Raw genomic sequence first — 18,917 nt, 5'->3', positions numbered from 1 at the left:
ATATCCATTGTAAAAAGCTGCATTACTACAATGCACCAATATGTATGAACCTATGCAAATTTATATAATTTCGGGAACTTTCATCGACCCTAAGGAGTCTGTTTTGGTGAGGGGGGAGAACTGCTTTGAAGGAAATGCAGATGCAGCATTCCGCGGAGCTGAAAACTTCGGACATTCGGATGCTTATGGAATCCTACGGGGAGGACGTCTGGAACTATGCTTTCGTCATAACTAGAAACACGCACACGGCGGATGATGTCGCGCAGGATGTGTTTATTAAAGCCTATCAACATTTTGCTTCCTTTCGGGGGGAGGCTTCCGTCAAGACCTGGCTTTTGAAAATCACGCGCAACACCGCGCTTTCCTATCTGAAGCGAGCGTTCCTGCGCAGAGTGGTGCTGATGGGCGAGCAACCTCCCGGCACCGGGCAGAAGGGGACGATACGGACCCCGATTTCGCCATCAGCCGAAGCGGAATATTTGGAACGGGCAGAGGCCGATGAATTGTGGAAGCAGGTACTGAAGCTGCCAGCTAAATTTCGAGATCCGCTCGTGCTTAGTCTGCATCATCAGCTATCCATAGTTGAAATATCCGCCATTACAGGCCTTTCGCCAGGCACGGTAAAGTCCAGAATTTTCAGGGCCAAACAGAAGGTGGCCGCCGCATGGAAAGGAGCGATCGAGGATGAATGATTGGAGACCGGATTGGAATCGAAGGCTGGCTGATCCGCCATTTAAGAACCAGCGTTTCCGGACGGACATGATGGAGGCCGTGGAGGAACGTCTTCAGGCTGTTGAAAAGAAACGATTCCGCAGGGACTGGATCCGAACTATCGGTGCCTTTGTTCCCGTAGTGCTGCTCTTGTTCGGGGTTGGAATCTGGTTCGGTTACCAGTCTGTACCCAACGCTAATCCGGTAAGCCCAGGTCCGGTTGTACCAAAGGGCGGGACGTTCCAATCCGGCTTCGCATCCGGGTCAGGAGGCGATTTCGATTGGTGGAACCTTGCGGACCGTGAAGTCTCGCAGGATAGTGACCGTACGATCGTGACGCTGGCAACAGCGCTTTTAAAGCGGGAGATTGGCATCTGGGGCGGCCCGACGCCGGACATCTGGGAGCATCCCGAGGTGAAATGGCCGCTTGAACGCTATGATGTGTCCAGTCCCTGGGTTTATGAAATATACGTAAACGAGATTACGACAGATGCTGAACAAACGGTATACAAGCTCCGTCTGCTGCTCCGGGATTCGATCCCGATGGTATATGAGGAAACGATAGATGTAACGATTCGTAATGATACCCACCGAATCTCGCGAATCCAACTAATAAGCACTGACGAAACGGGAACACCACGGGACGATTTCGAGGCTGGAGACGATCAAGGAACAACCGTTACTTTAAAGGAAGATGCAGCCTTGGATCTGAAGATTACGGGTACTCTGTTCAAGGAGGCAGGAACCATTCGTTCGATCAATGTTCAATATGGCGACAGTGAACGAACCTTCGCAGATTGGAGCAGCGTGAGTAACGAATCCTATTATCCGGAAACCGCGATACTGTCCCCAGGCAGCAGCGGGAAGGAGAAGGATATACTGGCAATCGTTTTGACAACCGGTTACGGAACAGGGATGCGCGAATCCGCATTGAAGCTTCTTACCGACGATCTCATCGAAGTGATGGCAGCCGACCCGGTCCTTGCGTCACAATCCAGACTAAGCTACCATATGACGGCGGAAGACGGGAAAAGGATATTTCAACTTACGTTGAGCGGCGTAACCCGCAGCTTTGAATACAAAGAGGAGGACGCCGGTTTTTGGCTGGACCAGCCCGCACTTGGCAGCATTGTCAGGTATTCCGTGGAAGAAAACACCCTCTATGCTTCGGTGCCGATCCAGGTATCGCCGGGCAACTTTCCGGCAGAGGTCCGGCTGCGCTACGAATACGACGGGAACACGTTTCTTGTGGCGGAGGCAACATTAGAGGAGATGTAAGAAAGGCGTGAAGTGCGGGAACCATCATGATTGTCAGACTGACTGGGAAAAAAGGAAACTAAAAAGCCGCTTAGAGCGGCTTTTTTAGTTTTCATTATTCGCTTTCAAGGATTTATTATCTGGCGTGTCCCTTTGCGACAGTCTGCCAATGTTTGTTTGACCCGGATGGGATTCGGCAGAGAGCTGACTTCATTCAGTTCCGAAAAAACTCAACCTGATCGATATCTGCCCACTGGGAAGAGGAGGAGTTCGACACGTAAAACCCGATCGTTGCCTTGCCCGCCGTCACTTGGATATTCGAGATCGTGACAGGCGTCCACGCCGTCGTGACCGGGCAGCCCGATTGGCGCATCCCGCCGCCATAGTCCTTCACTTCCATGACGCAGCTGTTCTGGCCTCCGCTGCTACGCATGCGGGCCCTCATCGTATACGTACCGTTATCGAGACCGGTAATGGTCTGGCCGACGTAGGCGGTTGCAGGCCCGCTCGTGCCCGCAAGTCCAACAAAGTAAGAGCCTTCCGCCGCGGGAAGCCCGACGCCGTCATTGGCTCCGTGAATCAGGATGCGGTTCGGGTAATCGTCGCCGTACGTGGTCCAGCCAGCTACGTTCGCCGTTTCAAATCCAGGATTGTTAACGAGATTCGTCTGCGAAGGCGTAACGGTATAGCCAAAGCGCAGATAGATTCCGCTAACCGGATCAGTCGCGCTCGTCACGGCTGCGACGCGGGTCGAATCGACGGTCATCAGGGAGTTCCAATTGGAAGACTTCGTATCGGATACCGGAAAAACGTTGGTTTTGTACTGCCATGTCGCACCGTTGTCGGAGCTGATCATGGTAAACATCGAAGTGTAGGGATCCCCTGTATTGACGCTGCTCTCATCGGTTTGGAATGCGGCCATCAGACGGCCGTCTGGAAGTGTTACGACAAAAGGAGCGCCGGCTTTTTTGCCGTTGCCGACCGGCACGGACAGCGTTTGGCGCGGAACCGACCAATTCATGCCGTCCGGGGATATTTTATATTTAATGACAAAAGGGTGGCCTGCGACGTCCGACGCTTCGAATACGGTCATATAGCGGCCGTCTTGCATCCGAGTGATGACCGGCATGCCATAGCGAGAACCGGCGGCAACGCCGTCGCTGACCGTAATCCGGCTGCCCCAGCCGCTTCCGTTCCACGTTTTCATGTACAAATTTTGCCGCCCGGTCGTACCTACCGCCGCCGGACTGTCATCTGCATAAAGGACGGCTATCGTGCCGTTAATCATTTCCAAATGCGGCTCCCACAGACCTTTAAAACTGGAGGCGGTTGAACTTCCGATCAAGCCGCCAGGCAAATCGCTCCAAGTATACCCGCCGTCGACGCTCCGCCGGACGTTTAGCTGGATATCATAGGTCGAGCCGCTCTGCACCACATGACGGTAGGCTAACCAAATTTCGCCGCTCGGCAGCCTCATCATCTGTCCGTTCCCTACATTTCCCGCGCTGCTTGAGACGGCCGTAGCCGGATTGCTCCAAGTATAGCCGCCGTCCTGCGTCCGGGAAACCACGATGCGGGTGTTCCCTCCGCCGGCGTTGGTGTCAAACGATACGAGCCATTCGCTCGGCGTTAGCTTGAGCAGCCGAGGATACCATACGCCGCCTGAAGGCGGCGTATAGACAGCAATCTTCTGCGAAGCCCATGCCATCCCGGATGAGGCCGCATGAGCCGGCGACAACGGAAACGACGTTAAAGCAAGCGCAAGCATCACGATAAAGGCAAGCGGTTTCTTCCAAAAGCGTTTGTTCCGTTCCATAAGCAACAATCCTTCCAATCCAGATTAGAAAGCGCTTTCTAAAATGGATTGTATCGCAGTTAGTATAAATTAAGATATACTAAATATATATTATTTTTCAGTTTGGACTGTCGTAAAAAGCGAGGTATGACATGGAGCATCCGTTATATAAACAAATACAGAACGATATACGGCGCAGTATTCAGAGCGGCGAGCTTCCGGCAGGTGCCTTGGTACCGTCGGAGAAGGAGCTGGCTCAGCGGTACGGCGTAAGCCAGATCACATCCAAAAATGCGCTCAACGGTTTGGTGGAGGAAGGCTTTCTGGTGCGTTACCGGGGAAAAGGCACCTTTGTTAGGGAGCAGGGCTCTTCGGAAGGACCGCAGCCCCGGACGGATACGAAAAAAACGATTGCGATCATATTGCCAACGATGAAAACCAAGATCGATCAGCAGCTGCTGGACGGCCTGGAACGCTACTGCGCGGAAAGAGAATACGATCTGTTGATCCGTATTTCACGCGAATCGCAGGAGGAAGAATCCCGGGCGATCGAGCAGTTCCGGGAACGGGGAGTCGACGGCTTTTTGATATTTCCGGTCGAGCAAGAGAGCTACAATAACACAATTTTGCGTTTGTCGCTTGATCAGGTCCCCCTGGTGCTGGTCGACCGTTTTTTGAAGGAGATCCGGACCTATAACGTCAGCTCCGATAATTACGAGGGCGTACGCGAAGCCATATCCGGTTTGCTTGCGGAGGGGCACAGGCGCATTGCCTTCCTGTCTCCGGAGATTACGAATTCGGTTACGGACGAAAGAGCCAAAGGCTTCGAAGCCGCATTTCTGGAGCAGGGCTTGCCGATAGACAAAAGGCTATGGTGCTTGCTGGATTTGGTTACGATTCAGGAGGGACACGGACCGCAGGAGGTCCTCCGTTTTTTGCAGGGCTGCAGTGATGTAACCGCGGTCTTTTGCGTGAATGCGGAGCTGGCCCGCTATGCCCATTACGCCATGCGGGAAATTTGGCCGGCGACGGAGAGCAAACCGCAGCTCGCCGCCTTTGACGATCCGGATATTGAAGGCATTCCTTATATCCGGCAGCAACCGGATGAAGTATCCCGGCGTGCCGTCGATCTGCTGTCGGAACAGCTGGCCGGTAAGCACGAGCCTCGAAGGGAGGTCGTCCCGGTCCAATGGATTTGGCCGGAATGATCCGTTCATCAAGGATACTGGCTTGATACACAGGAGAAATATCATCGTGAAAACGGTCTGAACTTCGTTCAGCCGTTTTTTTTCGTATATTTTGAGGCAAATCACTGGTTTGTTCAGTTTTATATTTACATTTCGAAAGTTATATTATAATAATATACTAAATATACTATTTACAATATAAAGGTTGTGATGCGCGTTGAAATCGTTGCCGCTATATAAAAAAATTCAGGAAGACATCAAGCGGCTGATCGCCATCGGCAAGCTGCGGGAAGGGGACCGGGTCCCTTCCGAGAAGGAACTGTCTGAACGTTACCGCGTCAGTCAAATTACAAGCAAAAACGCGCTGGTCGGACTCATGGAGGAAGGTTTGCTCGTCCGGATCCAGGGCAAGGGTACCTTCGTGATGAGCAGGCCGGAGAACGCTTCCGCACTCGATCAGTTAGGCGAATGGACGGCAGGTCCGGGCAGAAGCGGACGGATCGGACTCGTACTGCCCACGATGAAAACGAAAGTGGACCAGCGATTTTTGGACAACATCGAGAAATATGCCACCGCCGCCGGCTTTGAGCTGATGCTGAGAATTACGCGAGAATCCCAGGTCGAGGAGTCCAAGGTCATCTCGTCCTTCTTGAACCAGGGGGTGGACGGCATCATCATTTTTCCGGTTGAAAACGAGACCTACAACGATTCGATTTTAAGGCTGTCGCTGGACCGCTTCCCTTTTGTCCTGATCGACCGTTTTTTGAAGGAAATCAAGACGTACAGCGTAAGCTCGGACAACGTCAACGGGACAAAGGAAGCCGTGGAGTATTTAATTAACAATGGCCATTCGTCGATCGCGTTCATCTCACCCGAGATTACGAATACCGTGACGGACGAGAGAGCCCAAGGGTTCGAGCAGGCTTTTCTGGAACGCGGGATGTCGATCGACAAAAGCTTATGGTGCCTAATCCCGTTAGAGGAGATCGCCTCGGGCAACTCCGTCGATAAAATCAGGGAGTTTTTAGACGGCAATCCCGAAATTACCGGCATCGTTACGGCCAATACGGAGCTATGCCGAAGTGCATATAAAGCGGCGGTTGCATCCCGTAAGCGCGTACCGGAGGATCTGGAGCTGATTACGTTCGATCCGCCGGATCTGCCGCACGTGCCGTTTATCCGTCAAAATGAAGAGGAAATGTGCCGCCTGACCGTCGAGCTGCTGATCGAGCAAATTGAAGGAGCCTTTGAGGCAAGAAGGATTATGGTGCCGGTCATGCTGGTAAACGAATGAAAGGTTCGTCCGTGAAGCCACTGAAAACCACTAATTTTATAATAAATATAGTATATAAAATTATAATAATATAAGTTATTATGATTCCGTAAAGCGCTTACAACCAAATCATTTGTTAAAGAAGAGGGGGATCGCATGAAAACGAAAAGCAAATTTGCAGGTATGTTGATGCTGCTGCTGGTGTTTGCGTTATCCGCTTGCAGCGGGGGCAGCAACGGAACAAACGGAGGGACTGCTTCAAGCAACCCGGACGCGTCGAAGCCAGGTCAGGAAGCGTCCACCGGTACGGACCGGAAGGAACCCGTCACGATTGAGTTTATGGGCCACGGCAATCCGAACGAAAAAAAGATTTTCGAAAAGCTGATCGCTTCCTTTGAGGAGAAGTATCCGCACGTCACCGTTAAATACACTTCGGTGCCGCCGGGCGAATACTCGCAGAAGATGACAACGCTGATCAGTTCAGGCAAAGTGCCGGACGTATTCTATGTTGGCGGTCCGGAGTTTTACCGTTTCGCCGAAGCCGGCACCCTTCTCAACATCCAGTCATACCTGGATCAGACGTCATTGTTTAATCCCGATAACGTATGGAAGCAGGCCATGGACCGCTATCGTTTTGACGGCAGCAAGGTCGGGGCGGGCGATTTGTACGGCCTGCCGAAGGACGTAGGTCCGTGGGCTTTTGTCTACAATAAAGATTTGTTTGACAAAGCGAATGTGCCGTATCCTTCGGCCAAAGCCGGGGAATGGACCTGGGACGACATGCTGGAAGCTGCCCAGAAGCTGACGGTCGACAACAACGGAGACGGAAAGGCTGAACAGTATGGTGTAGGCGCTTACAGTCTGGAATCGGCGGTTTGGGGCAACGGCGGCGAATTCATCGATTACGCCACCGGCACGGTAAAGGTCAACGAGCCCGCATTCTACGAGGCGATGCAATTTGTTGCCGACCTGAATCTGAAGTATAAGGTCAGCCCGAATCAGGAAGCCGAACAAGCGATGAATGCGTATACGCGCTTCATTAACGGACAGCTAGGCATGTTTGCGATGGGTCCGTGGGATCAGCCGGCATTTTGGGAGCTGCCTTTCGATTGGGATATTGCGGCATGGCCTGCAAGCCCGAACACGGGACAAACGGCGACCTGGCTCGGCTCAATGGGATTTGCCGTATCGGCAAAATCCAAGCACCCGCAGGAAGCGTTCGATTTGGCCGCCTTCTTATCGCTGGATGAGCAAGGCCAGCGCGAAAACTACCAGCTCGGCCAGGCGGTTCCCAACCTGATCAACATGGCCGAAGGCGAATTTAAGGAAATGGACAAAGGACCGCAGACGCGCCAAGTCTTTCTGGACATTATCCAAGATTACGGACGACCAAACGTTATAGCTTTCTCCAAGGATACGCAATGGATGGATACGTTCAATCAGAACGCGAGTAAAGTGTGGAACGGCGAGATGTCGGCCAAAGACTTTACGGCCCAAATCCAGCCGAAGATGCAGGAACTCTACGACAAAGGCAATAAATAATGAAGCAGGCGGGGCGCCAGCCATGGATATCGGCGCCTCCCGCCGTATCAAGACGTCCTGATCAATCGAATACTGGCGAAGGTGGAATGGAATATGGGTACCAAGCTTGGCGGGTATCGCAGAAGAGAACTGGCATGGTTGTATCTGTTCGTCGCTCCGCCGGTTCTCGGGTTTCTTTTGTTCGGCCTTGTGCCGATCTTGTTCTCCATATATATCAGCTTTCACAAATGGGATATGCTATCCGATCCGCAGTGGGCGGGACTCGCCAACTATAAGGATCTTATGGGCGACGAGAAAGTGTACAAATCAATGTACAATACGATTTATTTAATGATCGGCATTCCGATCGGCATGGTGCTTTCGATGCTGCTGGCCATCCTGATGAACCGTAAATTCGCCGGCATCTCGTTCATGCGCACGATCTATTATCTTCCGGTCATTTCGCCGGTCATCGCCGTATCGCTGTTGTGGCAGTGGATATTAAATCAGGATTACGGCTTGCTCAACAATTTTCTGTGGGAAACGTTCGGCATTGCCGGCCCTAACTGGCTGGGTAAGCCGGAGTGGGTGAAGCCTTCGTTAATCCTGATCGGGCTTTGGAGCGGCATCGGCGGCAACATGGTGCTGTACCTTGCAGGTCTGCAATCCATTTCCTCGACGTATTATGAAGCCGCGGAAATCGACGGCGCTGGCGCATGGCACAAGCTGACGCGGATTACCATCCCGCTGCTCACGCCTATTCATTTTTTCGTCGTGGTCATGGGAATCATCGGGGCGTTCCAGTCGTTCAGCCAAATTTACGTGCTGGCGGTAGACGGCGGGCCTGAATACAGCGGGGCCACGGTGGTCTATTATATTTTCCAGCATGCGTTCCAGTACTTTAACATGGGTTATGCAAGCGCGGTTGCCTGGGTGCTGGGCATTCTCATCTTTGTTGTCACGCTTATACAATTCAAGCTTTCCAATCGCTGGGTTTACCAAGACTAGGGGGGAAATCTGTGAAACGGGAAAAAATGACGGACCTCTGGTCGCTGCTGCTGCTGCTTTTCGGATCGATCTTTATGGTCGCTCCGTTCATCTGGACCATCTCGACTTCGTTGAAGGATCGGCGAAACGTATTCGAAATTCCTCCGCAATGGATTCCCGAACCGATTACGTTCGGCAACTATGCGAAGGTTTGGCTGGAGTCGCCTTTGCTGCATGGATTCATGAACAGCTTGATCATCGTGGTGATCGTCCTGACCATAGGAATGCTGGTATCCGCAATGTCGGCCTATGCATTCGGCAAATTCGAATTCCCTTACAAAGGCATGCTCTTCATGGGCTTGCTCGGAACGATGATGATTCCGTATTCGGTGGTAATGATACCGCAGTATATCGGGTTTTCCAGGCTGGATTGGGTAGACACCTTGCTGCCGCTCATCGTACCCGGCCTGTTCGGCAACATCGTCGTCATCTTTTTTATACGCCAATATTTGCAGAGCGCGATGCCGACCGAATTGATCGAAGCGGCGAAGATCGACGGCTGCAGCTTTCCGGGCATCTTCTTCAAAATCGCGCTGCCGATCATGAAGCCGGCGCTCGCTGCCCAAGCCGCTCTCGGCTTTATGGGCATCTGGAACGATTTCCTCGGCCCGCTGATTTACCTGCATACGCCCGAGAAGCAAACGATTCAAGTGCTGATCGCTTCCATGCAGGCGATGTACATCGGCCAGTCGGATTATCCGATGATCATGGCCGCAGCCATCATTTCCATGGTGCCGGTGATCATCGTGTTCTTTTTCTGCCAAAGATACTTTATCGAATCGATGGCAATCAGCGGAATCAAGGGGTGAGGCGCATGGGGATAAGAATGCCGCGCCTGTCAAAAATCGCATGTTGTATCGGAGCGTTAGGTTTAGCGGCCGGATTGGCATTGTCGGGATGCGATACAACCACGAAACCGGAGGCGGTCGATATGGAAATATACAATGAAATGTATGCCAATCCCTTTCCGTCGTTGGAGGAAGAATGGGAGGATTACGGCAATGGGGATCCGTATGTGCTGCGGCATGACGGCCGCTATTATCTGTATGTAAGCACTAAGGATCATCGGACGGGAATCAAGGCTTGGATATCGGACAATCTGGTCGATTGGAGCTATGCGGGGCTTGTGACGGAAGATCCTGTATCGACCGGAGCTTATGCCCCCGAAGTGATTTACTCGAACGGGTGGTTTTATCTATACACTTCTCCGGCGGGAAGGGGACATTACGTGTTCCGAAGCGAATCGCCGACAGGCCCGTTCGAAAGAATCTCCGAGAATGTCGGAATGAGCATCGACGGCTCGGTCTTTATCGACGATGACGGCTCCTGGCTGTTTACCCATGCTGGATCGTCGGGCATTGTCGGCGTTCCGATGGACGGACCCGCCGAATTCGGCGTCGGTCAGACGATTCCCGGGCCCTATTTGGGGCATTGGACGGAAGGGTCCATGATCATCAAGCGGAACGGTACCTATTACATGACATATACCGGGAATCATGTATTCAGCAAAGGCTACCGCATTCATTATGCCGTATCGCATGATTCGCCGCTCGGTCCGTACAGCATTCCGGCCAACAATCCGCTCGTCATCAGCACTAAGCCGGACTTTTACGGGCTTGGCCACAGCTCGACGGTGATGGGGCCCGATCTGGATTCTTATTATCTCGTCTATCATAACTTGACGGGAAGATCCCAGGAAGGCCCGCCTGTCCGTCGCATGAACATCGACCGGCTGGTATTCAACGGAGACAAGATGGAGATTCTGGGTCCTACGAATTACGATCAGCCTATCCCGAGAGGGCCGGTCTTTGCCGATCGGCTGGACGCAGACGCCATCGATGAGAGCCGGTGGGAGTCGGAGAAATCGGAAGGAGGCGCTCGAATCATCACCAAGGAGAGCACGGATCGCATCTATACGGCGGAATATAATTTGGTGCCGTCAAAGACGCGGGTCGCCGCATTGTTTGCCTATGAGGAGACCAACCGTTTCGGGTTCGCAGAAATCGAACCGGAACTAAACCGACTATCCTTGGGCAGGATGGAGGATGGCAACCGTAAAGTGCTCGCCACCGCGGAGCTTCCGGAAGATACGGATTGGTCGAAGCTGCACACGATTCGTATTGAACGAGGGAACGAGCGGCTTAGGGTTTACCTGGACGGCGTAGTGAAGCTGGATGAATCTTCGGAAACGTTCGGACCTGGCCGTATCGGGTATCGGTACGATAACGGCGTACCGGGATTGTCGTATACCGCATTCTCGAATCAAGCCGACGGCAGCAGTGACTTCGAAACGGCCAAGCCGCTTCCCGGCAGCATGGAAGCCGTGCATTATCTTAGCGGCGAAGGCAGGGGGTATGCGGTTCGTCAACCGTCGGAAACCGCCGCATGGCGTCATTCGGACGGAACGGCGATCCGGCAGGCGGAGGATGGCAGCTATTCGGCTGCGCTTACGGAAAAAGGCGATTGGCTGCGTTATGCAGTAAACGTTTCGGAATCGGGCACCTATGCGCTGGACTTGTCGGTCAAGGCTGACGCGGGGCCGGCAGCCTTTAAGCTGCTCGTGGACGATCAAAAAGCCGGAAGCTATAAAATCGACGGCAGCCATGACGCCAGCAGCGAACCCTGGGTAAAAATTCGGGTAGGATCCCTAAAGCTCGAAAAGGGATTACATAGCCTCGCCATTCAATTGGACTATGGGCAGCTGGAGTGGAAAACGATGGAATTCGAGCTGGTCGATGATCAAGCATTCAAGATCGAACGTTTATTGGAACAAGCAAGTTCCGAGGATGTTCACGGCCGTTGGAACGAAACCGCCGGAAGTTATGCCGGGGCAGCCGATGCCGATGCCAAGATGTATGGAGGCAGCCGCCTTTGGTCCGACTACCGCATCCGGACGACCGTAACGCTGGGCGATGATCCGTCCGGTCAAGCGGGCGTACTCTTCCGGGTGACAAACGAGTCGGATTTCAGGGATCAAGTGAGCGATTCGCTGATGGGATATTTCCTCGCGGTCACCGCCACGAAACTGGAACTGTACAAACATAATTACGATTCCGAGCTGCTTCAAAGCATCAAAGTTGAGCTGGAACGGAACAAGCCCGTCAGCTTGCGCATCGAAGCAGTTCACGGGACGATCCGCGTCTTCGTCGAGGATGGAGAAGAGCCTGTCCTGACGTATGACGATCCCCAGGCCTTCATGCAGGGGAGGGTCGGCATTCGATCGGTTCATGCTGAACAGATCGGGCTTGGCGATTTAACGGTGGAATCCATAGGAACCAAATAGAAACGATAAACTAACAGAAGATGGAGAGTGGAACATAATGTCTAGCTCGCACAAATATATAAAGGACTATCCCAGACCGCAATTGGTACGCGAGGAATGGGTAAATCTGAACGGGGAATGGGATTTTCGCTTCGACGATGCTCTAGAAGGAGAAAGCGCCAAGTGGTACGAACGCCTTCAAGCTGACCGTAAAATCACGGTGCCTTTTGCGTACGAGACCAAAGCAAGCGGCATCGCGGATGAAACATTTCATCCTTGCGTATGGTATGAACGTAGTGTAGCCGTACCTGCCGAGGCAGAAGGCAAAAGGATCATTTTACATTTTCAAGCGGTCGATTACGCGGCGACCCTATGGGTCAACGGCAGCAAAATCGGCATGCATGAAGGCGGATACGCAGCCTTTTCCTTCGATATTACGGAAGCAGTCGAGTTTGGACGCGAGAACAGGATTACCGTTCAAGTCGTGGACGGCAACAGCTGTACGCAGCCGCGCGGCAAGCAGCGATGGATGAAGGACAACTTCGGGTGCTGGTACGTGCAGACGACCGGAATATGGCAAACCGTGTGGATGGAATACGTGAATCCGATTCACATCAGCCGGGTGAAGATAACGCCGGAACTGGAACGCGGGTCGGCGAATTTCGGCTATGAACTGGGCAATGCCGCGCACGGTTACGACGGGTTAACCCTCCAGACCATCATCCGGTTTGACGGGAAGCTGATCCGTTCGACGGAAACGAGCGTGGAACGCGGAACGGTAACGGTCGATGTGAGCGTCGTAAACGAAGCCGTGGGCGAATGGAAAGTCAAGCCGTGGCATCCGAACCATCCGAATTTATACGACGTCGAGATGATTCTGAAGCAAAATGGAAAGCCGATCGACACCGCCTATTCTTATTTCGGCATGCGGAGCATTCGGATCGCAGGGGATCAAATTATCTTGAACCATACGCCGATTTATCAGCGTTTGCTGTTGGATCAAGGATACTGGAGCGATACGCATTTGACCCCTCCGTCGGAGGAAGCGCTGCTGGAAGACATCGACAAAACGATTGCGCTCGGCTTTAACGGCGTGCGCAAGCATCAGAAGCTGGAGGATCCCCGTTATTTATATTGGTGTGACCGCAAAGGATTGTTGGTATGGTCGGAAATGCCGTCGACTTACGAATTCGGAGACGATGCGGTCGAGCGGTTCACGCAAGAGTGGATGGACGTCGTCCGGCAGCATTACAACCATCCTTCCATCATCACCTGGGTACCGTTCAACGAGTCTTGGGGAATTTCCGATATAGCGACCAACCGCAAGCAGCAGCAATTTACGGAATCGATCTATCATCTGACCAAGGCTTTCGACCAGATGAGGCCGGTGATCGTGAACGACGGCTGGGAGCATACGGTTTCGGATATCATTACGCTCCATGATTATGAAGAAATCGGCGCTATGCTGGAAGAGCGGTATCGGGACAAGGATGCGCTGTTAGGCAACAAAATCGCGCATAATACACACCGTTATCCATTCGCGCAGGGATATGGCTATCGGGGCCAGCCCGTCATCATCAGCGAATACGGCGGCATCGCTTTTACAAGCGAAGAGGGCTGGGGTTACGGCAATCAGGTTCGCAGCGAGGACGAATTCTTGAAGCGGTACGAAGGAATCACACAAGCGATCAAGAATTTGCCTTATGTGTGCGGTTTCTGTTATACGCAAATTACGGACGTGCAGCAGGAAGTGAACGGCTTGCTGACGGAAGACCGTAAACCGAAAGTAAACGTGGAAGCTATCCGAGGCATCAATCTGGCATAATTATGGCATTTCGATGGAAACATTCGTTTATACTTTGTACGGAATAGGTATGCAAAGAAGCTGTAGGGACCCGTCTATCGATGGGTCTCTACAGTTTTTCTATACGTTGGATTCTATTATCCATACGGGGAGAAGGTACATGCAATAGAACTTCAGGGGGGACATATAGAAGGGAGGGGCTTTTATGGATACAAGTCAAGAGTACGTAAGAGATTTCTACGTATATTCAACCAAAGTGATGGATATGAAGAAGTTAGGTTTGATAAGATGGTTATTTGGATAAATAGATGGGGTTCTTCTAACGGATGAACTGAGCTAACGTTAATAATAGCCTATTTTCATGTTGGAATTAAAAATGGGCTGGGTGCACTGGTGCATGCGGACAGTAGATCCGCTATTTCCCCAAAAGTGTACCAAATTGAAGGCTTGGCGGACACAGAATCCGTTATTCTCGGCTTTTTCCTGTTTTTGCGGTGGTATGCTGGGCAATAGCGGAACCTGTGTCCGCATTTCCTTATAATTAGCACTTTTGCATGATAATAGCGGAACCTGAGTCCGCACGCTGTTAGTCTAACAGCTTCTTCCTCATTAGAATCCTCCTAAAGCATCATTGGTTTCAATCTTGGCGATACAAGAAGGCATGTCGTCCATATAGACGCCTTAAATCATAGCGCACATCACGGTGATTCACCATTTAATCGTATTCAAATAACGTTGACAGATACACCCGAGAATAGCGTTACATTACGTTACATTACCATCCAAAAATCGATTTCCAGCAAGGAAATTCGATACAATGCAGACGGTAGGACGAACCGATGTAAGCCGGCAACGCTTCAGTCACGTCTGGGACTATCGTTCCCAACCCAAAGAGGATATGATGTTGTTATCGGAAGGTTTGCACGAGACGACTAAAAGAATTGGAGGTTATTCTTACATATGAAAGACATGAATGAATACGACACCTTTATTCAAATTGCCGAAGACTGCCCTGTCAGCGAGGCCGTCATTCCGCAAGCAAAAGGCGAGTCTAAGACCATACCGGTGATTCAGTATGAGCTGCTGTCGAACCACCCTTACCGATACACGCAAGAAGATGTGTTGTTCGAAGTGTTTGCCGAGCGTAATCAGATTCCGGAAACGGAAAGAGCAGCCGCTCGCGAGAAGTTTTTTTCGAAAGGGCAGCCTTGTCTCCGAACTTCGTCCTTAGGCAAGCGCTATGGCTGGGGGATTCATCATGACGCTGAAGGGAAAGTCGCAATCTACGCCTTAGAGTCAGACGAATACCTCAAACTCATGAACGATCAAAGCATTACTCAATGTAAAGCGATGCGCTCAAAGAAAGCCTAGGTGATGCACGGGAAGGATAAACTTTAACGGTAATTGAGCTCAGTAGGGATAGCTTTTCTATCATATACGTGCATACCAAGTCGCCTGATAGGCGGCTTTTTTGGTTTGTCAAAAAGAAACGAGTTTTATACCTAAGATTTAATTTTCAATTAACATAAACCTGCATTCTATTCAATTATTCTTTTTTAAAATCAATCACGTAGGGTTATTAAACCGGTTTAATGATCAAGCAATCCATCAGAATCTGCTAGAGAAAGGAACAACGATAGATGGCTACCATTGATGACGTTGCCAGGATGGCTGGAGTATCCAAGGGAACCGTGTCCAGTGTGTTCAGCAAAAAAAGGCCGATCAGCCAACAAGTGACGGAGCGGGTATTAGAGGTAGCCCAAGAGCTGGGATATTTCCCGAATCACCTGGCCCGAAGCCTGGCGATCAAGAGGACGATGAGCATCGGCCTCAAGATACCTCTCCCGCCTGATGGGACGATGACGGCATTCGATACTCAGTTGATTAACGGTGTCATCAAGGAATGCTCCAAGCAAGGGTACCGCCTAGTTCTGGACACCTTGCCCGAGCAGGAGGATCCCACTTTGTATTCGCAGGATCCTGTCGATGGCGTCATTCTGCTCAACCCGCGAAAAAATGATTTGCGAATTCAACGGTACCTGATGATGGGCACTCCTTTAGTGCTGGTGGGGCGGTCGGATCCTTATGACGATACGATCAGTTACGTAGATAACAACAATGCAAACGTGGCTCAAATGGTTGGAGATTATTTGCTCCGGAGCGGACATCAAACTGTTCTCTTCCTGAATGCATCCTCCGATATGACCGTGTCCTACGATCGACAACTTGGCTTGGCGGAGGCTTATAGCCAACACGGCCTGCCGATGCCCGAAGAGTATGTGGTGTACTATGACCACAAGCTGCATGCCAACGGAACGGAATACGGATATATGTCCATCATGAACACTTATGGAAACATGAATTATACGGCAGTCATTACGGACACGGATCGAGTGGCGCTTGGCGTGCTGAGGGCTGCCAGGGAGCTGGATATCGAGGTGCCCGAACAGCTGTCGGTCATCGCTCTCAGCAATGATGCTATTCTGGCACAGGATATGAATCCAAAGCTGACATCCGTGGAATTGTCGGCAGAGACGCTCGGAGCGGAAGCAGCCAAGCTGTTGTTCGAGAAAATAAGCGATAAACGTATCCACAGGCAAATCATCATACCCGCGCAGCTGGTTGTGAGGGAATCCTGCAAATTTCTTTCTTAACGACAATGAAGGAGTGGTTAGCTTGGTAAAAAGAATCAAGATCATGAGTGCAATCATGGCTGTATCTCTGTTCGGCGGGCTGCTTGCGGGTTGTTCCCCGAACGCAAGCAGCAGTAGTACACAGGAAGGCGGCAATGCCGCGTCCCAAGCTGCATCGAATGCCGAAGAACGCACGCTCAAAATCATGACGGGTGTCATCGGCGGTAAAACGCCTGAAGAGAATACGCAGTTCGAGCAGGAAATCGAGCGTCTAACCGGCATCAAGGTTACGATGAACAAGCCGGCTGCCGACTATGACCAGAAGCTGCTGGCAGCCATCGCTTCCGGGGAAAAGTTCGATCTGCTGCAGATCAGCAAGGAGAAAATGTCCACTTTCATTGATCAAGGAATTCTTACACCGTTGACCGATCAAGTGAACGGCTCCAAGGTGCTTTCGGATCCCAATGTCATTCCCGCCAAGGAGTGGGAACAAGTCAAGACGAAGGATGGCGAGATCTACGGCGTGTTCACCAAGTACCAAGGAGGAACGATGCCGATCGTTCGCAAGGACTGGCTGGACAAATTAAATCTGCCCGAGCCTGAAACGCTGGACGATTATTACACCGTCCTCAAAGCTTTCACCGAACAAGATCCGGACGGCAACGGCAAAAAAGACACGTACGGACTCAGCACGGCCGGCATGTACGAACTGCAGGGCTTCTTCAGCGCCGCAGGCCTAAAACAGCGATACGTGGAATCCGCTGACGGCAAGCTGGACGTTCCGTATTCCACGGATGCGGCCATCCCGGTTTATGAATGGCTGAACAAGCTGTTTGAGGAAGGCATTCTGGATCCGAACTTCACCACGAATGACACCGGTAAAATGCGCGACCTGTTCCTTGCAGATCGCGTTGGCATGATTACGTATTGGGATGCTTGGGTGGGCATGCTGAACAACACGCGCCATGAACAAGACCCGAATACGGAATTCGAAGCGAAGGGCTTGCCGGGTGCAGCCGATGCGAACGGCAACCACATGCTGCGCAGGGGCGATCCGGACGTATGGGTTATACCCGTTAATGCGGACCATCCGAAAACAGCTTTCGAATTCATTGAATGGTGGCATTCCGAGGAAGGGATAACCCTGGGCAGCTTAGGCATCAAGGATGTGGATTATACGGTTGACGACGGCAAGTTTACGCTGACGCAAACCGGTAAAGAGCATGCTTCCGACCATGGCGTTCCTTTCTGGTACAACCGTAATGTCGAAGCGCCTTTCGGTAAACTGCCGGGCGTGCAGGAAGCGCAGGATCTCGTAGATCAATACGCTGCTTTGGAAATGACGCCTTCCCATTGGGCAGATGCCGAGAAGATCATCAATGAACATTCCTTCAAAGCGATCATGGGCGAGATGCCGGCAGCCGACGCCGTAAAGAAAATGCGGGAAGCACTTAAAGCCGGCGGGTATATCGATTAAAAGCTTTAAGAGCAGGGGGCGGTGATCACGCCGCTCCCTCTTTATTTTTCGATCATGGTGGTGAATTTCCGTGAAAGCCATATTCAAATACAAAACCTTATATTTTATGATGCTTCCCATCCTGGCCTATTTCCTCATCTTTTCCTTTTATCCGCTGGCCCGGGGACTTGCCATCAGCTTTCAAGATTACCGGCTGATCGGTGACCGGCCCTTTATCGGTTTCGATAACTATCTGAGGGTACTGAAGGATCCGGTGTTTTGGGAAGTTTTTCAAAATACGATCGTGATCGGTGCGGGAGGCTTTATCATCAACTTCTTTTTGCCGCTGATTCTTGCGCTCTCCTTAAATGAAGTGGCTTCCGCCTGGTTCAAAAAAATGACCCAGATGATTGTCTATTTACCTCATTTATTCTCTTGGGTGGTCGTAGGCGGGATGTGGATTCTGCTGTTGTCTCCGGATACAGGCATCGTGAACCAGATCATTCAGCTATTCGGCGGCCAGTCGGTCGGGTTCCTCTCTTCGGATCGTTATGCCCGCATCGTCATGATCCTTACTTCAGGTTGGAAGGAGATGGGATATACCTGCATTATGTACCTGGCCGCCATCGTAAACATTAATCCCTCGCTGTATGAGGCTGCTAGCATGGACGGCGCCAGTCGCTGGCAGAAGGTCCGTTACGTCACCGTTCCGATGCTTCGTTCCACCATGAAAGTGGTCATCATGTTAAATGTATTGGGTATCCTGCGTTTGTTCGATCAAATATTCGTGATGAGTAATGGCGCCATTGCCAAGAAAGTTGACGTCATTATGATGTACACCTATCAAAAAGGGATATTGGAATTTAGCGTTGGACCTGCAACGGCGGCCGGCTTCCTGGTGATTTTGGCAACATTCACGCTGACGTATGTAACAAGAGCGGTGATCCGCTATGATGAAGGGTGAGTCGGTA

14 protein-coding genes are annotated in these 18,917 nt (G+C 51.6%); 13 read left to right on the top strand and 1 reads right to left on the bottom strand.

Going from position 1 to position 18,917, the window contains the following annotated elements; translation table 11 throughout:
• Positions 1-125: 125 nt before the first annotated feature.
• Both P0X86_RS18195 and P0X86_RS18190 read left to right on the top strand, forming a co-directional pair.
• A complete protein-coding gene (locus P0X86_RS18195; protein ID WP_249732734.1) occupies positions 126-692 on the top strand; it encodes an RNA polymerase sigma factor in 567 nt (188 codons plus the stop codon).
• A complete protein-coding gene (locus tag P0X86_RS18190; RefSeq protein ID WP_277746114.1) occupies positions 685-1,989 on the top strand; it encodes a hypothetical protein in 1,305 nt (434 codons plus the stop codon). The genes P0X86_RS18195 and P0X86_RS18190 overlap by 8 nt, the downstream gene beginning before the upstream one ends.
• A 193-nt stretch (positions 1,990-2,182) precedes the next feature.
• On the opposite strand, the gene P0X86_RS18185 is transcribed toward P0X86_RS18190, so the two are convergent.
• Positions 2,183-3,784 (bottom strand): sialidase family protein, encoded by a 1,602-nt coding sequence (locus P0X86_RS18185; protein ID WP_277746113.1) that lies wholly within the window; start codon positions 3,782-3,784, stop codon positions 2,183-2,185.
• A 131-nt stretch (positions 3,785-3,915) separates the two neighbouring features.
• Between P0X86_RS18185 and P0X86_RS18180 the strand changes: the two genes are divergently transcribed.
• The 11 genes from P0X86_RS18180 (at position 3,916) to P0X86_RS18130 (ending at position 18,910) form a co-directional block, all read left to right on the top strand.
• On the top strand, positions 3,916-4,971 hold the full coding sequence (locus tag P0X86_RS18180; RefSeq protein ID WP_277746112.1) for a GntR family transcriptional regulator: 1,056 nt from the start codon (positions 3,916-3,918) through the stop codon (positions 4,969-4,971).
• A gap of 196 nt (positions 4,972-5,167) precedes the next feature.
• Positions 5,168-6,244, top strand: a complete 1,077-nt coding sequence (locus P0X86_RS18175; RefSeq protein ID WP_015735777.1) for a GntR family transcriptional regulator — start codon at positions 5,168-5,170, stop codon at positions 6,242-6,244.
• 135 nt (positions 6,245-6,379) lie between these two features.
• Complete coding sequence (locus P0X86_RS18170; RefSeq protein WP_277746111.1) at positions 6,380-7,765, top strand: ABC transporter substrate-binding protein; 1,386 nt, start codon at positions 6,380-6,382, stop codon at positions 7,763-7,765.
• 93 nt (positions 7,766-7,858) lie between these two features.
• Entirely contained in the window at positions 7,859-8,752 is an 894-nt protein-coding gene (locus tag P0X86_RS18165; RefSeq protein WP_015735775.1) for a carbohydrate ABC transporter permease, read from the top strand.
• A gap of 11 nt (positions 8,753-8,763) precedes the next feature.
• Complete coding sequence (locus P0X86_RS18160) at positions 8,764-9,600, top strand: carbohydrate ABC transporter permease (protein WP_192571606.1); 837 nt, start codon at positions 8,764-8,766, stop codon at positions 9,598-9,600.
• Positions 9,601-9,722: 122 nt separating this feature from the next.
• A complete protein-coding gene (locus tag P0X86_RS18155) occupies positions 9,723-12,074 on the top strand; it encodes a family 43 glycosylhydrolase (RefSeq protein ID WP_481858304.1) in 2,352 nt (783 codons plus the stop codon).
• Between the two features lie 37 nt (positions 12,075-12,111).
• A complete protein-coding gene (locus P0X86_RS18150) occupies positions 12,112-13,878 on the top strand; it encodes a glycoside hydrolase family 2 protein (RefSeq protein WP_096774078.1) in 1,767 nt (588 codons plus the stop codon).
• Between the two features lie 939 nt (positions 13,879-14,817).
• Complete coding sequence (locus tag P0X86_RS18145; protein WP_277746109.1) at positions 14,818-15,228, top strand: DUF6157 family protein; 411 nt, start codon at positions 14,818-14,820, stop codon at positions 15,226-15,228.
• Between the two features lie 269 nt (positions 15,229-15,497).
• Positions 15,498-16,511: a LacI family DNA-binding transcriptional regulator gene (locus P0X86_RS18140; RefSeq protein ID WP_096774069.1), complete on the top strand. Its 1,014-nt coding sequence runs from the start codon at positions 15,498-15,500 to the stop codon at positions 16,509-16,511.
• Between the two features lie 13 nt (positions 16,512-16,524).
• A complete protein-coding gene (locus P0X86_RS18135; protein WP_481858148.1) occupies positions 16,525-17,967 on the top strand; it encodes an extracellular solute-binding protein in 1,443 nt (480 codons plus the stop codon).
• A 70-nt stretch (positions 17,968-18,037) separates the two neighbouring features.
• The gene (locus P0X86_RS18130; RefSeq protein WP_009592462.1) at positions 18,038-18,910 is read left to right on the top strand and encodes an ABC transporter permease subunit; all 873 of its coding nucleotides are present in this window, start codon (positions 18,038-18,040) and stop codon (positions 18,908-18,910) included.
• The last annotated feature ends 7 nt before the right edge of the window (positions 18,911-18,917 follow it).

Origin of the sequence: Paenibacillus sp. BR1-192 (genome assembly GCF_029542445.1) — a bacterium.
Classification (GTDB): Bacteria; Bacillota; Bacilli; order Paenibacillales; family Paenibacillaceae; genus Paenibacillus_AQ; species Paenibacillus_AQ lautus_A.
The sequence above is the reverse complement of the archived record's forward strand: the minus strand, read 5'-3'. Positions and strand labels throughout refer to the sequence as shown.